We start from the raw sequence: 20,771 nt of genomic DNA, 5'->3' as shown, positions 1-20,771 counted from the left end.
TTTTAAAGGATTTAAATTACACCAACAAACTGGCATGCAGTCTGCAATAACCCATTCAACAAGGTCGATATACAACGACCCATCAGATTGAATGCCCACTCAGGCCAGGGGAGTTTGCAGATGAACAGCCAGCGTATTGCACAATTGCGTATCTCCCCCCTGCACATTCAGCAAGGTCTTTTTCTACTCCTTGCACTGCTTGTCACTCTGATCGCCATTCAGCAGTTCCAGCGTTGGAATCAAGCCAACGAAGCAACTCAAGCCAGACAGCAATTCATCCAGACCAGCAGCATTTCTTACCGCGGCGTAAGCGCCCCAGCGGTCAAGGATGCGTCTTCGAGCCTTCGCCCTGTCGATGGCTTGGTGTCTGTAGATGAAGTCGCACCGCAGCAAAAATGGGTTTTCTGACCCGACCTGAAAAATCGCAGCATTCACATTAAAACGGCACCAAAAAGGAGTATCACCATGTTGAGTTGGGCAATCACGTTTCTGATCATCGCCATTGTCGCTGCAGTACTGGGCTTCGGTGGTATCGCGGGCACGGCTACCGGTATCGCCAAGATCCTGTTCGTCGTCTTCCTGGTGATGTTCGTTGTGTCGTTCTTCTTCGGTCGTCGCGGTCGAGGCTGATAATGCACACGTCATTTCGCACACTGGCCGCCGCCCTGTTGATGGGCGGCAGCGCCATGGTCATGGCAGCCAATGATGGACAGTCTCGGGTCAACGAGCTTTTAAGCTCCGCTCCCGAGTACCGCACAACCTGGGCGAAGGTCGTCAAGAAGGAAGAGCGGTTGCCGGATTGGGTGATTAACCTGTCCGGAGCTTCCGAGCAGCAGATGACAGCGGCCACCGAAGACGGTGACAAGTATCTTGTCGGGCCGCTTTGCGAAACTGCCGATACGTGCAAAAGCAAACGCCTGATCGTGGCTTTCAGCCTCGACAAGGAAGATGCTTACGCCATGTTGGTTGAAGTACCTGCGGGCTTGCCTGCGGATAAATCACCAACTCGTCACGCAACTTACCGCTACCTGGGTAAGCCTGACGAGGGCATGCAAAAGCTCTTGAATGAAGAGCTGCGCAAAGACCCGAACTGGTATTGATTCAGAAGAAGGTATCGGCTCCAGAAGCCGATACCTCTCTTGTTTGTGCGGCCTGAGGAAGGTGCGCGCATGACCAAGGGGCCGGGATGCGTTGATCGAATGGATCGGCGTGACCTAGGGGTACAGGGAGTACCTCCGCCAAGGGCCGGGTCAGGCAAGCTGCCGTGCAAGTCCTCAAGAATGCGTCGACCTGTCGAACATTTTCCATGACCCGCACGGCGCTTTATGCCCTTTACGATTCTTTCTAGATAGCATCCCTCGGCAGCATCAGCCCTAAAGGCAGACGCACCCGCGCCTCCAGGCCACCCCCCGAACGATTTCTCAACTCGACGTTGCCGCCGTGCATGGCAGCGATACGCTTGACGATCGCCAGCCCCAGGCCGGTCCCTTTGCCGCTGCGTGCGCGGTCACCGCGAATGAACGGATTGAAGATGGTATCAAGCTCGGACGGATCGATGCCTGCGCCCCTGTCCAGTACGCTCAACACCACGTACGGCGCGTTTCTGTCACCGGATACATAAGCGGCCACTTCGATACCGTTACCGGCATGATGCCTTGCGTTGCCAATCAGATTGGTCAACAGACGCTTCATCGATACGCGCCTTAGCGGGAACGGCGGAATAGGTTCCAGACACAGACGGATGCTGTCTTCATCGTTATTGAAGGGTGCAACCACGTCGCGCACCAGATGCCCCAGATCGACCTCTTCAATCTCTTCATCACGCCCATCGCGAATGAACGCCAGGAATTGATCAAGAATGGCATCCATGTCCTCGATGTCCCGCACCATGCCTTCGGAGAACTCATTGTCGTTCATCAGTTCCAGAGACAGGCGCAGACGCGTCAGTGGTGTACGCAAGTCATGGGAGACGCCAGCCAGCATCAGTTCGCGTTCCTGCCCGGCCTGTTCGACGTCTTCGGCCATCTGATTGAAGGCCCGATAGACTTCGGTCATCTCGCTGGGTGTGTCACTGACCGGCAAGCGCACGCTGCGCCCCTGCCCCAGCTGTCGAGCCGCAAAGACCAGACGCTTGAGCGGCTGATTCAGTTGACGCACAAAAATCCACGCCGACGCCGTGGAGAGCAACCCGATGGCCAGGAACCAGCCCAGCACACTCCAGATCTTCTGGCCGCGCAACGGGTGCGGATAAAGCGGCACTTTCAGCCAGCCATCCCCAAGGCTCGGCGCCCTTACCCAGAGCGCGGGCGGTGCGTGCACACGCAAACGCACTTCCGTATCGGCACCCAGCTCGGCCTGCATCTGCCGCTGGTAGATCTCACTGTACGGCCAGTGCTGCTCACCTTCCGGCACGCCACCGCCCACGACTCGAATCAGACCGGCCGCTTCGGCAATCGCCTCACGATCATTTTCATCGGCTGCCCAATACGCTCGCAGCGTCAGCGCAACGCCGTGGCTGTATTGCCTGTCGACCAGCACGTCTTCGTTCATCAACAGATAAACCAGCGTCAGGGCCTTGGAAAACAGCACGACGATGAGCACCAGCCAGAGCGTGCGAGAGAAAAAGCTTTGCGGAAACCAGAGCGGAGTCTTCATAACTGCAGCCATACACTTTGCAAGGCGAGCGAGGCTCGCAGGTTTGCCGAACGCGGGCCGGACCCGATGGACGAACGCAAAAAACCAGTACGCCGATAACCTTGAAAGAGATTATCGACGTAACTGGCGGGAATGACGGACTTCTGTGCTGACAACCGGCTTATCAGCGATTACCGGCACCATCCGGAACGAATACATAGCCTACGCCCCAGACGGTCTGGATATAGCGGGGCTTGGAAGGATCCGGCTCGATCAGGCGACGCAGACGGGAAATCTGTACGTCGATGGATCGCTCCAGCGCATCCCACTCCCGGCCGCGGGCCAGGTTCATCAGCTTGTCACGGGTCAGCGGCTCGCGAGCGTGCATGACCAGAGCCTTGAGTACCGCGAACTCACCCGTGGTCAGCATATGCACCACGTCGCCACGCTTGAGTTCGCGGGTTGCCAGGGAGAGCTCGTAGTCGCCGAAACTGACCGACTCGTCTTCACTGCCGGGCGCGCCGGGTACAGGCGCAGCCTGACGACGCAGAACAGCCTTGACCCGCGCCATCAACTCGTCCGGGTTGAACGGCTTGGCCAGGTAATCGTCAGCACCCAGTTCGAGCCCCTTGATGCGGCTCAGCTCATCGCCCTTGGCGGTCAGCATGATGATCGGTACCTGATTGTTCGCGGCTCGCAGACGACGGCAGGCTGAAAGGCCGTCTTCTCCGGGCAGCATCAAGTCCAGCACCACAAGGTTGAACACCTCGCGGGCCAATAGTCGGTCCATTTGCTCCACGTTTGCCACGGCGCGGGCCCGGTAGCCCTTGCTGGTGAAAAAACGTTCCAGGAGACTGCTCAGCCCCGGATCGTCATCGACAATAAGGATTTTTTCGCCTTCAGCATTTTGTGCGGTGCTGCTCATCGGATGCTCCTCTGATCTCGGGGCGCATTATGGCGTAGCTGCGGTGATGCGCACCTTGTGCATTGTTAGCAGATTTTACTGGAGGCGGCACTTGTGCAGGCTTTTTCGCCGAAAAAAGACCACATTTGTCGGCCGATCCCCTAATCCGCCTTCGCCGGGTATAATGCGCCGCCCTCAAAGTCAGGCAATGCTGGCCTTGTGGCGGTTCGCCAGCGCTGAAAATAAATGCTGGCGGACGATATTCAGGCAAGGCAATTCGTACATAGCCCAGTTTTTTGCTCACAACTCCAGGTGGTTTTATGGACAGCATCAACAGCCGCATCGCCGAAGAACTCGGCGTACGCCCACAACAGGTCGCAGCGGCCGTAGCACTACTGGATGAAGGCTCGACCGTGCCCTTCATTTCCCGCTACCGCAAGGAAGTGACCGGCAGTCTTGATGACACGCAATTGCGCCATCTGGAAGAACGCCTGCGCTATCTGCGTGAGCTGGATGACCGGCGTGTCAGCATTCTTGCCAGCATTGAAGAGCAAGGCAAGCTGACCCCGGAGCTGGCTCGCGACATCAAGCTGGCCGACACCAAGACCCGCCTTGAAGATTTGTACCTGCCTTATAAGCAGAAACGTCGCACCAAGGGCCAGATCGCCCTTGAAGCCGGCCTGGGCGAGCTGGCCGACGGCCTGTTCAACGACCCGAGCCTGACCCCGGACGCCGAAGCAGCCCGTTTTGTCGACGCCGAGAAAGGCGTGGCCGATGTCAAGGCTGCGCTGGAAGGCGCCAAGTACATCCTGATGGAGCGCTTCGCCGAAGACGCATCGTTGCTCGACAAGCTGCGCAGCTTCCTCAAACAGGAAGCGGTAATCAGCGCACGCGTGGTGCCGGGCAAGGAAGAGGAAGGCGCCAAGTTCCGCGATTATTTCGAACACGACGAGCCGCTCAAGAGCATGCCTTCGCACCGTGCACTGGCGATTTTCCGCGGCCGCAACGAAGGTTTTCTCAGCTCCGCACTGAAAGTCGGTGAAGAACTGCCGGGTGCCATGCACCCTTGCGAACTGATGATCGGTGAACGCTTCGGCATCCAGAACCAGAACCGCCCTGCAGACAAATGGCTGGCCGAGGTGGTGCGCTGGACCTGGAAGGTCAAGTTGTACAGCCACCTGGAAACCGACCTGCTGGGCGAGCTGCGCGACGGCGCGGAAACCGAAGCCATCAACGTTTTCGCCCACAACCTGCACGACCTGCTACTCGCCGCCCCGGCTGGCCAACGCGCCACACTGGGCCTGGACCCGGGCCTGCGCACCGGCTGCAAGGTCGCTGTGGTGGACGCCACCGGCAAGCTGCTCGACTACGCGACCGTTTACCCGCATGTGCCGAAAAACCAGTGGGATCAGACCATTGCCGTGCTGGCTGCCCTGTGCGCCAAGCACTCGGTCGACCTGATCGCTATCGGCAACGGCACCGCCAGCCGCGAAACCGACAAGCTGGCCGCCGACCTGATCAAAAAATACCCAGGTCTGAAAATGACCAAGGTCATGGTTTCCGAAGCAGGCGCATCGGTTTATTCCGCGTCGGAACTGGCCGCCAAGGAATTCCCGGACCTCGACGTATCGATCCGTGGCGCAGTCTCCATCGCCCGTCGCTTGCAGGACCCGCTCGCCGAGCTGGTGAAAATCGATCCGAAGTCCATTGGTGTCGGTCAGTATCAGCATGACGTCTCGCAGCTCAAACTGGCGCGCGGTCTGGACGCGGTGGTTGAAGACTGCGTGAACGCTGTGGGCGTGGACGTGAACACCGCTTCGGTGGCGTTGCTGGCGCGGATTTCCGGCCTTAACACCACTCTGGCGCAGAACATCGTTGCGCATCGCGATGAAAACGGCGCGTTCAAGACGCGTGCAGCGCTGAAGAAAGTCAGTCGTCTGGGCGAAAAGACCTTTGAACAGGCCGCAGGCTTCCTGCGCGTGATGACAGGTGACAACCCGCTGGACTCTTCTGCCGTTCACCCGGAAGCCTACCCGCTGGTACAGCGTATTGCGGCAGAAACCGACCGCGATATTCGCTCGTTGATTGGCGATGCGAGCTTTCTCAAACGCCTGGACCCGAAGAAATTCACCGACGAGACCTTTGGTCTGCCGACCGTGACCGACATTCTGCAGGAACTCGAAAAACCGGGTCGCGACCCGCGTCCAGAGTTCAAGACGGCAGAGTTTCAGGACGGTGTCGAAGAACTCAAGGACCTGCAACCGGGCATGATTCTCGAAGGCGTGGTCACCAACGTCACCAATTTCGGTGCGTTCGTCGATATCGGCGTGCATCAGGACGGTCTGGTACACATCTCGGCGTTGTCCGAGAAGTTCATCAAGGACCCGCGTGAAGCGGTCAAGGCCGGCGATGTGGTGAAAGTGAAGGTCATGGAAGTCGACATTCCGCGCAAACGCGTCGGCCTGTCGATGCGCATGAGTGACACGCCTGGCGAGAAGGTCGACGGCGCACGCGGTGCCCGTCCAGGTTCTTCGCCTCGCCAGCAGAACAGCGCCCTGCGCAAGGAAACCACTGCACCCGCGCCCATCAACAACGCAATGGCTTCGCTGTTTGCCAATGCCAAGCAGTTGAAGAAGCGCTGATGGATATTCCTGAAGATCTGACCCACAGCGCCTACTTCAAGATGCTCGGCTGCGAACTGCGGCGTCTGGACGAAGGCGTGGCGGAGGTTGCGTTGCCGCTGGAGGCGCATCTGCGCAATCGCGGCAACGTGATGCATGGCGGGGCAATCTTCAGTCTGGTCGATATCGCCATGGGGCTGGCCTGTTCCAGCTCCCATGGTTTCGACCAGCGCAGTGTCACCATCGAGTGCAAGATCAACTACGTGCGCGGCGTCTCCGAGGGCGAAGTCCTGTGCATCGCCAAGGTGCTGCACGCGGGTCGCCGCACGCTGGTGGTCGAGGCTGAGGTCGTTCAGGGCGACAAGCTCGTCGCCAAAGCTCAGGGCACATTCGCAGTCATCTAGACTGAGTTAAAGGCTGATGAAAGCAATCACTGTGAACAGAACCTAGCCGTATCGACATCATTTAGGTTAATTTCGGCACCATTAGCGTGGTGCCGAGTCCATTTGGGTGGTACGACATAGAGCAGTGATTGTGAACAGGCGCTACAGACCAACCAGGCGACTACGCCAGTTCCTTTCTTCACCCTTGTAGACCGTCAAGTCCACCCCCATATCGGGGCGACCGATGCGTGAAGGATTACACCTTGAGCGAACTTTTAAACCGTCGTCTTGCATTGCTCGGCGAGCGCAACAACCTCTCTCTGCTGGAGCAGTGCCTGCACGGTATCGAGCGCGAGTGCCTGCGCGTTACTGCAACGGCAGAACTGGCACAGACGCCTCACCCGCAAGCTCTGGGTGCTGCACTGACCAACGGTCAGGTCACGACCGACTATTCCGAATCGCTGCTGGAGTTCATCACGCCTGCGCTGAAGAACCCGGCCGAGACCATCGACAGCCTGGACAAGATCCATCGCTTCGCCTACAGCAAGCTGGGCGACGAGTTGCTCTGGAGCCCGTCGATGCCATGCCCGCTGCCCGATGAAGAGCACATACCGATTGCCTATTACGGCACGTCGAACATTGGCAAGCTCAAATACGTGTACCGCAAGGGCCTGGCGCTGCGCTATGGCAAGACCATGCAGTGCATCGCTGGCATTCATTACAATTTCTCGTTGCCGGAAGACGCCTGGGCGCTGCTCAAGCAGACCGAAGACTTCGCTGGCGACGCGCGCGACTACCAATCGCATTCCTATATCGCGCTGATCCGTAACTTCCGCCGCTACAGCTGGCTGCTGATGTACCTGTTCGGTGCTTCGCCAGCGCTGGATGCGGGCTTTCTGCGCGGCCGCCAACATCAACTGGAACAGCATTTCGACGCCGACACCCTGTATCTGCCGTACGCCACCAGCCTGCGTATGAGCGATCTGGGCTATCAAAGCGACGCCCAGGCCGACCTGACCCCTTGCTACAACGACTTGGTCAGCTACACGGACAGCCTGCGCAAGGCCGTGGCCACGCCTTATAAGCCTTACGTCGATGTCGGTACTCATGACCAGAACGGCGAGTGGATTCAGCTAAACACCAACGTGCTGCAGATCGAGAACGAGTACTACTCCAACATTCGCCCCAAGCGTGTGACCTATAGCGGCGAGCGCCCTATTCAGGCGCTGGTGGCCCGTGGTGTGCAGTACGTCGAGGTACGCTGCCTGGACATCAACCCGTTCCTGCCTACCGGCATCAGCCTGGAGCAATCACGCTTCATCGATGCGTTCGTGCTGTACTGCGCGCTTGAGGAAAGCCAGCAACTGGCCAGCCATGAGTGTTCCAATGCAAGCTCGAACTTCCTGGCAGTGGTCAAGGAAGGTCGCCGTCCGGGCCTGAACCTGCTGCGCAACAACAGCCCTGTTGATCTCAAGACCTGGGCAACCGAGCTGCTGGAAAAAATCACACCGATTGCCCGACTGCTGGATCAGGCCCAGGGCATCGACGAGCACATCAAGTCGATTGCCGTGCAACAGGCAAAGATCGACGATGCGTCGCTCACACCTTCGGCCCAGGTGCTGGCCAGCATGAAAGCGCATAACGAGGGCTTTACTGCTTTCTCTTTGCGCCAGAGCCAGGCCCACGCCGAATACTTCCGCACTCACCCGCTGAGCGCTCAGGAACAGGCAGATTTCGAAGCCCAGGCCAAAACCTCGATCGAAGAACAGGCCGAACTGGAAGCGACCGAGGAAGTGGTGGAGTTCGACACGTTCGTGGGGTCGTATCAGGCGAGCATTCTGTCGATCAGCAACTGATCGTGCAATTACTGTGGGGAGCTTGCTCTCGAAGGTGCCGGTGCAGGCGCGACTATCGTGCGGCGCTCTGCGTCGCATGCCTTTCTGGACGCTCCGCGTCCTCTTGACGACGCAGAGCGTCGAGAACTGCATTCCCACGCTGGAGCGTGAGGAACGATCATCTCAACTATCGTGCCCAATGCTCTGCGCTTCTGCCCGAAGGGCGTGGGTGAGCTTGCTCACTCCCACAAAATATAGCCAAGAGTGCTCTGCGTCCGCCCCCAGGCTTAAATCGCCTTTTCGAAGATCTTCGAATTACGCTGGTAGTTGTACAGCGACGCGCGGGCGCTTGGCAGGCGGTCGACGCTGCTGGGCTCGAAGCCACGCTCACGGAACCAGTGCGCGGTACGGGTGGTGAGGACGAACAGGGTCTTGATACCCAGCGCTCTGGCGCGGTTTTCAATGCGCTCCAGCAACTCGTCCCCGCGCCCACCGTGGCGATATTCCGGATTGACGGCCAGGCATGCCAGTTCGCCTGACTCCGAGTCTGCAATCGGGTACAGCGCCGCGCAGGCAATGATCAGTCCTTCCCGCTCGACCACGCTGAACTGAGTGATCTCGCGCTCCAGCACTTCGCGGGAACGACGTACCAGAATGCCCTGCTCTTCCAGCGGCGTGATCAAGTCCATCAAGCCGCCGACGTCCTCAATGGCCGCTTCGCGCACCAGCTCGAACTGCTCCTGCGCAACCAGCGTACCGCCACCGTCGCGGGTAAACAGCTCGGTCAGCAGTGCGCCATTCTCGGCATAGCTGACGATATGGCTGCGCGCCACGCCACCGCGGCAGGCCTCGGCCGCTGCATCGAGCAATTCAGCCTGATAGTTGGCGCCCAGACGCTGCAAGTGCGCAGGCACCTGTTGCGGACGCAGCTCGCGCACCAGTCGGCCCTGCTCGTCCAGCAACCCGGTTTCGGCACCGAACAGCAGCAGTTTGTCGGCAGCCAGATCAATGGCCGCGCGCGTGGCGACGTCTTCACAGGCCAGATTGAAAATCTCGCCGGTCGGTGAATAACCCAGCGGCGACAGCAGCACGATATGACGCTCATCCAGCAGGCGATTGATGCCCTTGCGGTCAACCCGACGCACTTCGCCGGTGTGCTGATAATCGACACCTTCCAGCACGCCGATAGGCCGCGCAGTTACCACGTTGCCACTGGTCACCCGCAGCCGCGAGCCCTGCATCGGTGAAGCAGCCATGTCCATCGACAGGCGCGCCTCGATCGAAATGCGTAGTTGACCCACAGCATCGATCACGCACTCCAGGGTTTCGGTATCGGTGATGCGCATGTCGCGATGGTAACGCGGCGTAATGCCGCGCTGGGCCAGACGGCTTTCGATCTGTGGGCGCGAGCCGTGCACCAGCACCAGTCGCACACCCAAGCTGTGCAGCAGCACCAGGTCGTGGACGATATTGCCGAAGTTAGGGTGCGCAACGCCGTCGCCGGGCAGCATGACGACGAAGGTGCAATCACGGTGAGCATTGATGTACGGAGACGCGTGGCGAAGCCAGTTGACGTATTCGGGCATGACAACAAGAGCCTGTAGAGAAAATGGACGAAGAGAAAAAGCACGCACAACGGTGTGGTGGTTATCGTCGGGACAGGCTTGGCAACACGCGCAATCTCCTTGTATTCAACGTTGGTAATACCGGGCTCACTGGGGAGTCAGGCAATAATGTTCGATCAATTGACGTAACAGACGCACTGTAGGGTCCAGACGTGACATTTCGAGGTATTCCCCCGGCTGATGCGCACAGGCGATATCGCCCGGGCCGAGCACCAGCGTTTCACAGCCAAGGCGCTGAAGATAAGGCGCTTCGGTGCCGAATGCTACTGCTGCAGCCGTATGACCGGTCAGTCGTTCAGCAACGCGCACAAGTTCAGCGTCAGCAGCCTGTTCGAAGGGCGCACACTCGGGGAACAGCGGCGCATAGTCGATCTGTACCTGATGCAGCTCGGCCAGCGGCTCAAGCTTATGGCGAATGGCTGCCCGAAGCACCTCAGGGTCCATGCCCGGCAATGGGCGCAGGTCGAATTCCAGCGAGCACTGGCCACATATCCGGTTCGGGTTGTCGCCACCATGAATGCAGCCCAGGTTCAGGGTCGGTTGCGGCACCGTGAACTGCGGGTTGCGGTATTGCGCCTGCCATTGCGTGCGCAGGCCCTTGAGTTCGCTGATCGCGTCGTGCATCGCCTCCAGCGCGCTGTGGCCAAGGCTGGGGTCTGAAGAATGGCCGCTGCGCCCGAGGATGTGGATGCGTTCCATCATTACGCCTTTGTGCAGGCGAATCGGCTTGAGCCCGGTCGGCTCTCCGATAACTGCTGCGCGGCCCAGCGGACGTCCGGCCTCTGCCAGTGCACGGGCGCCAGCCATCGAGCTTTCCTCATCGCAGGTGGCGAGAATCAGCAGCGGCTGTTTGAACGGCTGATCGATAAGCCCACGCACCGCCTCGATGATCAGCGCAAAGAAGCCTTTCATGTCGCAGCTGCCCAGCCCGACCCAGCGGCCATCGACTTCGGTGAGCTTCAACGGGTCGGTTCTCCACAGCGCTTCGTCGAATGGCACGGTATCGCTGTGCCCCGCCAGTACCAGACCGCCAGGGCCTGTGCCATAAGTCGCCAGCAGATTGAACTTGCCGGGGGAAACCTGCTGGATGTCGCAGGCAAAACCCAGATCCCCGAGCCATCCGGCGAGCAGATCAATGACAGGCCGGTTGGTCTGGTCCAGAGAAGGCTGCGTGCAGCTCACCGAGGGTGCGGCGATCAAGGCGGCGAACTGGTCTTTCATGGACGGCAACGGCATGGACGCTTCCTGTAATCAAGACGAAACACGGCCCATCATAGGGCCATAGCAACCCAGGAATAAACCGTTTCGGGCCATGTCCTGTACACTGACGGCCTTAGCAGCCGTTCAGTCATGGGCTGCGCTCCCGTTTATCAGTATCAGCGTTTGGATTCCCCCGGCCATGCAAAAAGAAACAGAAATCAAACTCCGCGTCAGCCGCGAGACCCTCGCTGCACTGCGCGAACACCCGTTGCTCAAGAAACGCAACAAGAGTGGCTGGGAGCGCCTTGAACTGTCGAACCAGTATTTCGATACCCCCGAGGGCGAGCTGGCACAGGCCAAAGTCGCCCTGCGCATCCGTCGCGATGGCGATCAGATCATCCAGACCATGAAGACGCGCGGGCAAAGTGTTGCCGGCCTGTCCGAGCGCAATGAATACAACTGGGATCTGAGCAAAGCCAAGCTCGACCTGAAAAAGCTCGAAGGCGATTGCTGGCCCGAGCAATTGGCCGGGCTGGACAAGAAAACCATCAAGCCGTTGTTCACCACCGATTTCATCCGTGAAAAGGCCGAAATTGCCTGGGGCCGTGGCAAGGCCAAAGTGGTGATCGAAGCCGCACTAGATCTGGGCCAGGTGGTGGCGGGCAAGCAGAAGGAAGAAATCTGCGAGCTGGAACTCGAGCTGCGTGAAGGCGAACCTGCCGCGCTGCTGGAACTGGCCGCCGAATTGGCTGCAACGCTGCCGCTGATGCCGTGTGATATCAGCAAGGCAGAGCGCGGTTATCGTCTGCTTGATGCCAGCAGCTACTCGCTGAGCCTGCCCGCACCCGCCCTGAACGCAGAAACTCCGCTCGACGAAGCCTACTCGGCGCTGGCCTGGCACCTGCTGGGCAGCAGCCAGCGTCTGGCCGAGCAATACCGTTTCAACGGTCACTGGCGTCTGTTGCAGGACTGGGTCGAGATGCTCGCCGAGTTGCGTGCCCTGACCAGCAGCCTTGGCCAAGCCGCCCCACGTACCTCGACCGCGCAACTGCGTACCTCGCTGGACGCGTTGCTGGAGGACTGGCGCCCGCTGGTTCAGGCCGGGCAGGAAGATGCCGATGTACGCGGTGCCGCCCACGAGCAGTTTCTGGAAGAGTTGCAGGACACCCGTTGGGGCGAGTTCTCGCTGAACACTTCGCGCTGGTTGCTGGCGCGCAGCTGGACCACAGAGCGCAACACCCGCGGCAATCGTCAGGGCGCTGCGCTGTTGAGCAGCTGGCTGCCGCGCCTGCTGGGTGAAGAAGCTACGTCGCTGCAGCTAAGCCGCTATCAGCAGCAACCGGAAGACCTGGCCGAACAACTACCGCGCATCGAGCGCATCCAGGCCTGGCTGCACTGGGCACGCGGCGCGCTGGACCTGCCGGAGCTGGACCGCCTGTACGGCGAACTACGCAAGCTGGAAGAGCTGGCCAATCTGGACATCAGCGATGAAGTCCTTGATGCACGCGTGCAACAGGCAATCACCGTATTCCAGAGCCGCGCGTGGAAAACCCTGCTGCGCTTGTAAGGGCTGGATTTCGTGGCGTTGATTATCGTCCCCACGCTCTGCGTCCAGTCTTGAACATGTGGTGCGACGCAAACTTGTGACGCAGAGCGTCACGAACTGCATGCCAACGCGGAGCATTGGCACGATAGTCATCTTGATGCGTAGGTTTACTATCGTCCCCACGCTCCAGCGTGGGGACGCCGTTCTGGACGCTCCGCGTCCGATCTTGAGTGTGCGGCGCGGCGCAAACTTGTGACGCAGAGCGTCACGAACTGCATGCCAACGCGGAGCATTGGCACGATAGTCATCTTGATGCGTAGGTTTACTATCGTCCCCACGCTCCGCGTGGGGACGCCGTTCTGGACGCTCCGCGTCCGATCTTGAGTGTGCGGCGCGGCGCAAACTTGTGACGCAGAGCGTCACGAACTGCATGCCAACGCGGAGTATTGGCACGATAGTCATCTTGATGCGTAGGTTAACTATCGTTCCCACGCTCCGCGTGGAGACGCCGTTCTGGACGCTCTGCGTCCGATCTTGATTATTCGGTGCGGCGCAAACTTGTGACGCAGAGCGTCACGAACTGCATGCCAACGCGGAGCATTGGCACGATAGTCATCTTGATACGTCAGTTAACTATCGTTCCCACGCTCCGCGTGGGGACGCCGTTCTGGACGCTCTGCGTCCGATCTTGAGTATTCGGTGCGGCGCAAACTTGTGACGCAGAGCGTCACGAACTGCATGCCAACGCGGAGCATTGGCACGATAGTCATCTTGATGCGTAGGTTAACTATCGTTCCCACGCTCCGCGTGGAGACGCCGTTCTGGACGCTCCGCGTCCGATCTTGAGTGTGCGGCGCGGCGCAAACTTGTGACGCAGAGCGTCACGAACTGCATGCCAACGCGGAGCATTGGCACGATAGTCATCTTGATCCTTAGGTTAACTATCGTCCCCACGCTCCGCGTGGGGACGCCGTTCTGGACGCTCCGCGTCCGATCTTGAGTGTGCGGCGCGGCGCAAACTTGTGACGCAGAGCGTCACGAACTGCATGCCAACGCGGAGCATTGGCACGATAGTCAAAAGCGCACCTCGGCATCCGGTATGAGTTCAGCCTCCCTGGCGCAGCAGCGGCAGGCTGGTGGTGGATTTGATCTCTGACAGCGCCACTGTCGAGTTCACTTCCTGGATACCGGGCACCAGCGAGAGCTTTTCGAAGAAGAACCGCTCGTATGCCTCAATGTCCGGCGTCACGATGCGCAGCAGAAAATCCACCGACCCCATCAGTACATAGCACTCCAGCACCTCCGGAAAACCACGAATCGCGTCGGTGAACTCGGTGAAGTTGGAGCGCCCGTGGGCGTTGAGTTTTACCTCGGCGAAGATCTGTGTGTTCAGGCCGATTTTCTTGCGATCCAGCAACGCAACCTGACGACGGATGACCCCCTCATCCTTGAGCCGCTGAATACGACGCCAACAAGGCGACTGCGACAGCCCGACCTGCTCGGCAATCTGCGCGCTGGAGAGCGACGAGTCCTCTTGCAGCAGCGCGAGAATCTTGCGGTCGTAAACGTCCAGCTCGATTTGCATAATTAATTTCCCGGCTTGGCTTTTTACGCATTAACAAGTCCAGACAAGCCTAATCCAGATGATGATGGACCAGAAATTTCTTTTTCCGTATGTAAAGATTCTCCCACTATTCTGGAGTATCCACATGCCTGACCTGGAAGCCGTTACCGCCCCTTTGCAGCGTCCCGACAACTGGTCATCCAGTAATGCGGCATGCTGTGCGCGCTACCAAATTGTTGCCGCAGCCGAGCCGGCGCTGCTCTGTCAGGTGCTGAACCTGTTTGCAATGCAGTACCTGATTCCCGACCAGCTCAGTGTTGCGCGGCAAGAAAAGACGCTGCTCATCGACCTGCAAGTTGCCAGCCTGAGCTGGCACAGAGCGCAGGTGATCGGCGAAAAAATGCGCAACCTGATCGATGTCTGCTCGGTGGAGGTCGAACAGGTCGACGTTCAGAACAGCCCACAAACACATGTGGCGCTGGCGACCGGCTGAATCAATTTAGCCGCTCCGGTAATTCCCGGTCGCATAGAACGAGTAACGCTGTCACGCTTGGCGTCTACTCTTGTTCATCGCCCAATGACGAATTGCCTCAAGGAGCGCACATGGCAGCCCTGGCCCCCTCTTCACAGGATCGCTGGCTTGATCTGAATGATGTGCTGCGAGATCTGGTTGCCGAAGGCTATCTCGGCCAGGACGACGCAGAAACGGCACTCACCCAGCGTCGCAGTGCGGTGGACATCCAGCTGCATCCTCTCGAATTTCTCGCTTCGCTGCAGTTTGACGACTTGAAGCGGCCTGGCAAGAAGCTGGACCTGGAAACCCTGACCGCTTGGCTGGCCAAAGCCTGTGGCCAGCCCTACATGCGCATCGACCCGCTGAAAATCAACGTGGCAGCCGTCACGCCATTGATGTCCTACGCCTTTGCCCAGCGCCACAAGATTCTGGCCGTGGCGGTTGACCGCGAGTCGGTGACCATCGCCAGCGCCCAACCCTACGTGCGCTCCTGGGAAGGGGATCTTGCGCATGTGCTCAAGCTGCAGATCAAGCGTGTGGTCGCCAACCCGACAGACATTCAACGCATGGCGATGGAGTTTTTCAGGCTGGCCAAGTCGGTCAGCGGCGCCAGCGCGTCCGATCAGAAAATGAGCAACATGGGCAACTTCGAACAGTTGCTCAAGCTTGGTGCCAGTGATCAGGAGCCGGACGCCAACGACGCGCACATCGTCAATATCGTCGACTGGCTGTTCCAGTACGCATTTCAGCAGCGCGCCAGCGATATTCATATCGAGCCGCGCCGCGAACAGGGCACCGTGCGGTTTCGCATCGACGGCGTGCTGCATAACGTTTACCAGTTTCCGGCGCAGGTGATCATGGCGATTGTCAGCCGCCTGAAAAGCCTGGGGCGGATGAACGTCGCTGAAAAACGCAAACCGCAGGACGGGCGGGTCAAAACCACCACACCCGAGAATCGCGAAGTGGAGCTGCGCCTGTCGACCCTGCCGACGGCGTTCGGCGAAAAGATGGTGATGCGGATCTTCGACCCCGAGGTGCTGCTCAAGGACTTCGACCAGTTGGGCTTTTCCAGCGATGATCTGCGTCGCTGGCAGGAAATGACCCGTCAGCCCAACGGCATCATCCTGGTCACTGGCCCGACCGGTTCGGGCAAGACCACCACGCTGTACACCACCCTCAAGAAGCTGGCGACTTCTGAAGTCAATCTCTGCACCATCGAAGACCCTATCGAGATGGTCGAGCCGGCCTTCAACCAGATGCAGGTGCAACACAACATTGATCTGAACTTTGCCGCTGGCGTGCGCGCCTTGATGCGACAAGACCCGGATATCATCATGATCGGCGAAATTCGCGACCTGGAGACGGCTGAAATGGCCATTCAGGCGGCACTCACCGGGCATTTGGTGCTGTCGACGCTGCACACCAACGATGCACCCAGCGCCATCAGTCGCATGCTCGAGCTGGGTGTGCCGCATTACCTGCTCAAGGCGACCATCCTTGGCGTCATGGCCCAGCGTCTGGTGCGGACCCTGTGTCCGCACTGCAAGGCTCCGATCAACCTGAATGAAACCGACTGGCAAACCCTGACCCGCCCGTGGCAGGCCCCCGTACCGCCCGGCGCGCATCAGGCGGTCGGTTGTGTGGAATGTCGCGATACCGGCTATCGGGGCCGCGCCGGGGTTTACGAGATCATGGTCATGTCCGACAACATCAAGGCGTTGATTTCCGCGGACCTGGACCTGACTGCCATGCGTCGTCAGGCCTTCAAGGAAGGGACGCGCAGTTTGCGTCTGTCCGGTGCCCAGAAAGTCTCGGCAGGGCTCACTACACTTGAGGAAGTGCTGCGAGTGACACCGCAGAGCGAGCAACGCTGATCAGGGTTGAAAGCGTTGTTCCAGACGGCCATGCATCGTGGTGATGCCAGCTAAAGTGAACTACTTGGTACACCTTGATTGAACTAGTTCGTGGCTTTGGCTATCCAACCCCTCAGAACAACCACAGTTGGAGTAACTCATCATGCGTCTCAAGTTTGCTGTCGCCACCGTAGCCTTGCTTTCCATCCCAATGGGTTCAGCGATGGCTGACACCTTCTGGCGTAATGTGTTGTCCTCGGGTGCCACTACCGGTTCGACTTACCTGACCTTCAAGGATCACAAGCTGATCGTTGCCGCACAGGATGACGCAGGCAGCTTCGTTGCCAGCGACGGCGGCATCCGCGGTCCGTTCCTGGAAGCGGCCATCGAACAGGTGCGCAAAGACAATCCAGGCCTGAAAGCCACCGACATGGAACTGGCCAACGCGATCCTGGATAAAAACCTGGTCGCTGAAAACCAGTAAGCCCTGCAGGCAAATACTGCGCATAAAAAATGCCGCTCGATGAGCGGCATTTTTTTGTCCGGCAATCGGTTATTCGCCGATCGCGCTTTTGTAACCTGCAGCATCCAGCAATTTGGCCAGATCGGCTTCAGCGGCAGTTGGCTTGAGCTTGAAGATCCAGGCGCTGTACGGCTCGCTGTTGAGCGACTCGGGCGAATCGCCCAGCGCTTCATTGACTTCGATTACTTCACCGGCAACCGGCGAGTAGATATCCGAGGCGGCCTTGACCGACTCGACGACACCAGCAGTAGCAGCGGCAGCAAACACTTTACCGATTTCCGGCAGTTCGACGAAGACCACATCGCCCAGCGCTTCCTGTGCGTGGTCCGAGATGCCGACGGTCACGGTGCCATCTGCTTCAAGACGTGCCCATTCATGACTTTCGGCGAAACGCAGCTCGGCGGGAATATTGCTCATTTAGTCATCCTCAACATCGGGTCAGCGGAAAACCCGCCATAGGTTAGATCAGGGTCTTGCCGTGGCGCACAAACGCTGGCTGCACCACCCGCACCGGATACCACTTGCCGCGGATTTCCACCTCGGCCCGGTCAGCAGTTGCCATCGGAACGCGCGCCAGAGCAATGGATTTGCTCAGCGTAGGAGAGAAACTACCACTGGTGATCTCTCCTTCGCCAATTTCTGCGACACGTACCACCTGATGCGCCCGTAAAACACCGCGCTCTTCAAGCACCAGGCCGACGAGTTTGGAGGTGATGCCTTCGGCTCGTTCGCTCTCCAGCGCCTGACGCCCGATGAAATCACGGTCGGCAGGTTCCCAGGCAATGCTCCAGGCCATATTCGATGCCAGCGGCGAAACATGCTCGCCGATGTCCTGACCGTACAGGTTCATGCCTGCCTCCAGGCGCAACGTATCGCGAGCGCCCAGACCGATCGGGGAAATACCCGCGCCGACCAGTTCATTGAAAAAGCGCTGGGCCTCTTCGGCAGGCAGCATGATTTCCAGACCGTCTTCACCGGTATAACCGGTGCGCGCGATGAACCAGTCGCCATCATCAAGACCTTCAAACGGCTTGAGCTGGTGGATCAGTTCGGCGCGGGAGCTTGAAACCAGCTCGGCGATACGGGTTCTGGCCTTTGGCCCTTGAATCGCGAGCATCGCCATTTCGCTGCGCGCGATCAGTTGTACATCGAAGTCGCCCAGCTGCGACTGCATCCAGGCAAGATCCTTGACTCCGGTCGCGGCGTTGACAACCAGCCGATAACCTTCGGGGGTGAGGTAGACGATCATGTCATCGATAACCCCGCCTTTTTCGTCCAGCATGGCGCTGTACAAGGCTCGGCCCGGGGTCTTCAACTTGTCCACATCGTTGGCCAGCAGGTAACGCAGCCAGGTTCTGGCTTGACGGCCAACCACATCAATCACGTTCATGTGAGAGACATCGAAGACCCCACAGTCGCGACGCACCTGATGGTGTTCCTCGACCTGCGATCCGTAATGCAACGGCATGTCCCAGCCACCAAAATCGACCATCTTCGCGCCAAGGGCGAGGTGCAGGTCGAACAGGGGGGTACGCTGTCCCATGGGTTTCTCCTTCCGGGCGTGGCGAAGGTGCGGGCAGAAAAGATCGGCAAGCCCCCAATAAACCGGAGTTTGCAGCACTTACAGCTGGCCGAATTTTCTGTCAGACCGCACCAATTGCGGCGCATTGTAGCCGCAAGGTGAAGGACCCGCACCTAGCCAATCTGACGGGCAGAGCGACGAATCAACCCGATGACGGGTAATAATCCTACAAGCACCAGCGACAAAGCTGGCAATGCCGCTCGTGCCCACTCCCCCTCGCTGGTCATTTCAAACACGCGTACCGCCAGCGTATCCCAGCCAAACGGGCGCATCAGCAGGGTCGCAGGCATCTCTTTGAGTACATCGACGAACACCAGCAACGCAGCGCTCAAGGCTCCCGGAACCAAAAGCGGCAGATACACGTTGAGAAACAACTTTGGTCCGCTGACCCCCAGACTGCGTGCGGCTTCAGGCAATGAGGGACGGATACGCGACAGGCTGTGCTCCAGCGGGCCGAAGGCGACCGCGATGAAACGTACAAGGTAAGCCAGCAGCAGCGCCGAAAGGCTGCCCAGCAACAACGGCTTGCCTGCACCGCCCAGCCAGCCGGAAAGCGGAACGACCAGCTCACGGTCCAGATAACTGAACGCCAGCATGATTGAAACGGCCAGTACCGAACCCGGCAGCGCGTAACCCAGGTTGGCGAGGCTGACGCCGGAGCGGATCGCAGGCGTGGGTGCCATGCGCCGCGCGAAGGCCAGAATCAGCGCCACGCTGACAGTGATCAACGCCGCCATACCGCCCAGATAAAGCGTGTGCAGAATCAGGCCGGTATAGCGCTCGTCGAGGTCGAACCGGCCGCGCTGCCAGACCCAGACGATCAATTGCAGCACCGGCACGACGAAGGCACAGAGAAACACCAGCCCGCACCAAAAGCTGGCTCCCCAGGCCTTGATACCGCTAAGCGGATAAAGCGCAGCGCCGCGCGGCCGTTCATTGGTCGGTCGGCTTGCACCGCGGGCGCGACGTTCGCCATACAGCAGCACCAGCACTGCCAACAGCAGCAGGCTGGCCAGTTGCGCAGCGCTGGACAGGCTGAAGAAGCCGTACCAGGTCTTGTAGATGGCGGTGGTGAACGTGTCGAAGTTGAACACCGATACCGCGCCGAAATCGGCCAGGGTTTCCATCAGCGCCAATGCCACGCCTGCCCCGATGGCTGGACGCGCCATTGGCAGCGCCACACGCCAGAACGCCTGCAAGGGCGTGTTGCCCAACACTCGCGCAGCTTCCATCAGCCCCTTGCCCTGCGCCAGAAACGCCGTGCGCGCCAGCAGGTAGACGTAGGGATAGAAGACCAGCACCAGCACGATGATCACCCCACCGGTGGAGCGCACCCGAGGCAGGCGCAGACCGGAACCGAACCATTCACGCACAAGCGTTTGCACCGGGCCGGAAAAATCCAGCAGCCCGACAAATACAAACGCCAGCACATAGGCGGGGATAGCGAAAGGCAGCATCAGCGCCCAGTCCAGCCAGCGCCGACCAGGGAATTCACACAGGCTGGTCAGCCAGGCCAGACTCACCCCCAGCAGCGTTACACCCACACCGACACCCAGCACCAGAATCAACGTGTTGCCCAGCAGACGGGACATCTGGGTTTCCAGCAGGTGTGACCATATCTGTTGGTCAATGGTCTCCCACGACAGCAGCAGCACGCTCAGCGGCAATAACACCAGCGCAGCGATGGCGAAGACCAGTGGGTACCAGCGACGTTGGACAGGATGGGCCACGGTGTTCTCGAAATCGGGATGGATGAGTGAGTGACAAGTCTCTGCGTCATTCGTCTACGGCGCTGGAGCGCCCACCGTTACACACCCGGAAAATGGGGGGGATGAACCGTAGTACCAGGCCGGACATACACCTTTGTGGGGAGTGAGCTTGCTCACGAAAGCAACAGCCCAAACACCTCATTTACGGCGCTGTGCCGGCCTCTTCGCGAGCAAGCTCGCTCCCACGAGTCTTATGTATAACGATAAGGCACTGGGTA

General features: G+C 59.3%; 18 protein-coding genes. 10 read left to right on the top strand and 8 right to left on the bottom strand.

Translation table 11 applies throughout. From position 1 onward, the window contains the following. Positions 1 to 120: 120 nt before the first annotated feature. From KP808_RS01275 to KP808_RS01265, 3 genes are read left to right on the top strand one after another with little or no spacing between them, the layout of a single operon-like run. Positions 121 to 408 (top strand): hypothetical protein, encoded by a 288-nt coding sequence (locus tag KP808_RS01275; RefSeq protein WP_002555680.1) that lies wholly within the window; start codon positions 121 to 123, stop codon positions 406 to 408. A 57-nt stretch (positions 409 to 465) separates the two neighbouring features. Further along, positions 466 to 630: a DUF1328 domain-containing protein gene (locus KP808_RS01270; RefSeq protein ID WP_002555679.1), complete on the top strand. Its 165-nt coding sequence runs from the start codon at positions 466 to 468 to the stop codon at positions 628 to 630. A 2-nt stretch (positions 631 to 632) separates the two neighbouring features. Further along, positions 633 to 1,100: an inhibitor of vertebrate lysozyme family protein gene (locus KP808_RS01265; RefSeq protein ID WP_044319611.1), complete on the top strand. Its 468-nt coding sequence runs from the start codon at positions 633 to 635 to the stop codon at positions 1,098 to 1,100. A 244-nt stretch (positions 1,101 to 1,344) separates the two neighbouring features. Here KP808_RS01265 and KP808_RS01260 read toward each other — a convergent pair whose 3' ends face one another. Continuing rightward, the gene (locus tag KP808_RS01260) at positions 1,345 to 2,655 is read right to left on the bottom strand and encodes an ATP-binding protein (protein ID WP_004655259.1); all 1,311 of its coding nucleotides are present in this window, start codon (positions 2,653 to 2,655) and stop codon (positions 1,345 to 1,347) included. A 163-nt stretch (positions 2,656 to 2,818) separates the two neighbouring features. Further along, positions 2,819 to 3,559 (bottom strand): osmolarity response regulator transcription factor OmpR, encoded by a 741-nt coding sequence (gene ompR / locus KP808_RS01255; RefSeq protein WP_002555676.1) that lies wholly within the window; start codon positions 3,557 to 3,559, stop codon positions 2,819 to 2,821. Positions 3,560 to 3,858: 299 nt separating this feature from the next. Here ompR and KP808_RS01250 point away from each other — a divergent pair, with 299 nt between their 5' ends. The 3 genes from KP808_RS01250 (at position 3,859) to gshA (ending at position 8,398) form a co-directional block, all read left to right on the top strand. After that, on the top strand, positions 3,859 to 6,180 hold the full coding sequence (locus KP808_RS01250; protein ID WP_230017302.1) for a Tex family protein: 2,322 nt from the start codon (positions 3,859 to 3,861) through the stop codon (positions 6,178 to 6,180). Then, a complete protein-coding gene (locus tag KP808_RS01245; protein ID WP_230017301.1) occupies positions 6,180 to 6,563 on the top strand; it encodes a PaaI family thioesterase in 384 nt (127 codons plus the stop codon). Before KP808_RS01250 ends, KP808_RS01245 begins: the two co-directional genes overlap by 1 nt. 242 nt (positions 6,564 to 6,805) lie before the next feature. Further along, positions 6,806 to 8,398 (top strand): glutamate--cysteine ligase, encoded by a 1,593-nt coding sequence (gene gshA, locus KP808_RS01240; protein WP_058402747.1) that lies wholly within the window; start codon positions 6,806 to 6,808, stop codon positions 8,396 to 8,398. 266 nt (positions 8,399 to 8,664) lie between these two features. On the opposite strand, the gene argA is transcribed toward gshA, so the two are convergent. After that, a complete protein-coding gene (argA, locus tag KP808_RS01235; RefSeq protein ID WP_002555672.1) occupies positions 8,665 to 9,963 on the bottom strand; it encodes an amino-acid N-acetyltransferase in 1,299 nt (432 codons plus the stop codon). Between the two features lie 126 nt (positions 9,964 to 10,089). Continuing rightward, complete coding sequence (gene argE / locus KP808_RS01230; protein WP_230017300.1) at positions 10,090 to 11,238, bottom strand: acetylornithine deacetylase; 1,149 nt, start codon at positions 11,236 to 11,238, stop codon at positions 10,090 to 10,092. Between the two features lie 163 nt (positions 11,239 to 11,401). On the opposite strand from argE, the gene KP808_RS01225 reads away from it, so the two are divergent. Further along, a complete protein-coding gene (locus tag KP808_RS01225; protein WP_058402828.1) occupies positions 11,402 to 12,769 on the top strand; it encodes a CYTH domain-containing protein in 1,368 nt (455 codons plus the stop codon). A gap of 1,084 nt (positions 12,770 to 13,853) precedes the next feature. Here KP808_RS01225 and KP808_RS01220 read toward each other — a convergent pair. Next, positions 13,854 to 14,333 (bottom strand): Lrp/AsnC family transcriptional regulator, encoded by a 480-nt coding sequence (locus tag KP808_RS01220; protein WP_058402745.1) that lies wholly within the window; start codon positions 14,331 to 14,333, stop codon positions 13,854 to 13,856. 124 nt (positions 14,334 to 14,457) lie between these two features. Here KP808_RS01220 and KP808_RS01215 point away from each other — a divergent pair, with 124 nt between their 5' ends. The 3 genes from KP808_RS01215 to KP808_RS01205 all read left to right on the top strand — a co-directional run bounded on the left by KP808_RS01215 (position 14,458) and on the right by KP808_RS01205 (position 17,163). After that, the gene (locus tag KP808_RS01215) at positions 14,458 to 14,805 is read left to right on the top strand and encodes a hypothetical protein (protein WP_230018999.1); all 348 of its coding nucleotides are present in this window, start codon (positions 14,458 to 14,460) and stop codon (positions 14,803 to 14,805) included. A gap of 110 nt (positions 14,806 to 14,915) precedes the next feature. Next, the gene (locus KP808_RS01210) at positions 14,916 to 16,700 is read left to right on the top strand and encodes a GspE/PulE family protein (protein ID WP_230017299.1); all 1,785 of its coding nucleotides are present in this window, start codon (positions 14,916 to 14,918) and stop codon (positions 16,698 to 16,700) included. Positions 16,701 to 16,842: 142 nt separating this feature from the next. Continuing rightward, positions 16,843 to 17,163, top strand: a complete 321-nt coding sequence (locus KP808_RS01205) for a DUF2388 domain-containing protein (protein ID WP_002551535.1) — start codon at positions 16,843 to 16,845, stop codon at positions 17,161 to 17,163. A 69-nt stretch (positions 17,164 to 17,232) separates the two neighbouring features. Here KP808_RS01205 and gcvH read toward each other — a convergent pair whose 3' ends face one another. From gcvH to KP808_RS01190, 3 genes are all read right to left on the bottom strand, one after another. Continuing rightward, entirely contained in the window at positions 17,233 to 17,619 is a 387-nt protein-coding gene (gcvH, locus tag KP808_RS01200) for a glycine cleavage system protein GcvH (protein WP_122281531.1), read from the bottom strand. A 43-nt stretch (positions 17,620 to 17,662) separates the two neighbouring features. Further along, positions 17,663 to 18,745, bottom strand: a complete 1,083-nt coding sequence (gene gcvT, locus KP808_RS01195; RefSeq protein WP_122258918.1) for a glycine cleavage system aminomethyltransferase GcvT — start codon at positions 18,743 to 18,745, stop codon at positions 17,663 to 17,665. 152 nt (positions 18,746 to 18,897) lie between these two features. Then, positions 18,898 to 20,514, bottom strand: coding sequence for an ABC transporter permease (locus KP808_RS01190; RefSeq protein WP_230017298.1), 1,617 nt, complete (start codon positions 20,512 to 20,514; stop codon positions 18,898 to 18,900). Between the last annotated feature and the right edge of the window lie 257 nt (positions 20,515 to 20,771).

This window comes from Pseudomonas savastanoi (assembly GCF_020917325.1).
Classification (GTDB): Bacteria; Pseudomonadota; Gammaproteobacteria; order Pseudomonadales; family Pseudomonadaceae; genus Aquipseudomonas; species Aquipseudomonas amygdali.
This window is presented reverse-complemented; position numbering and strand designations above follow the sequence as displayed.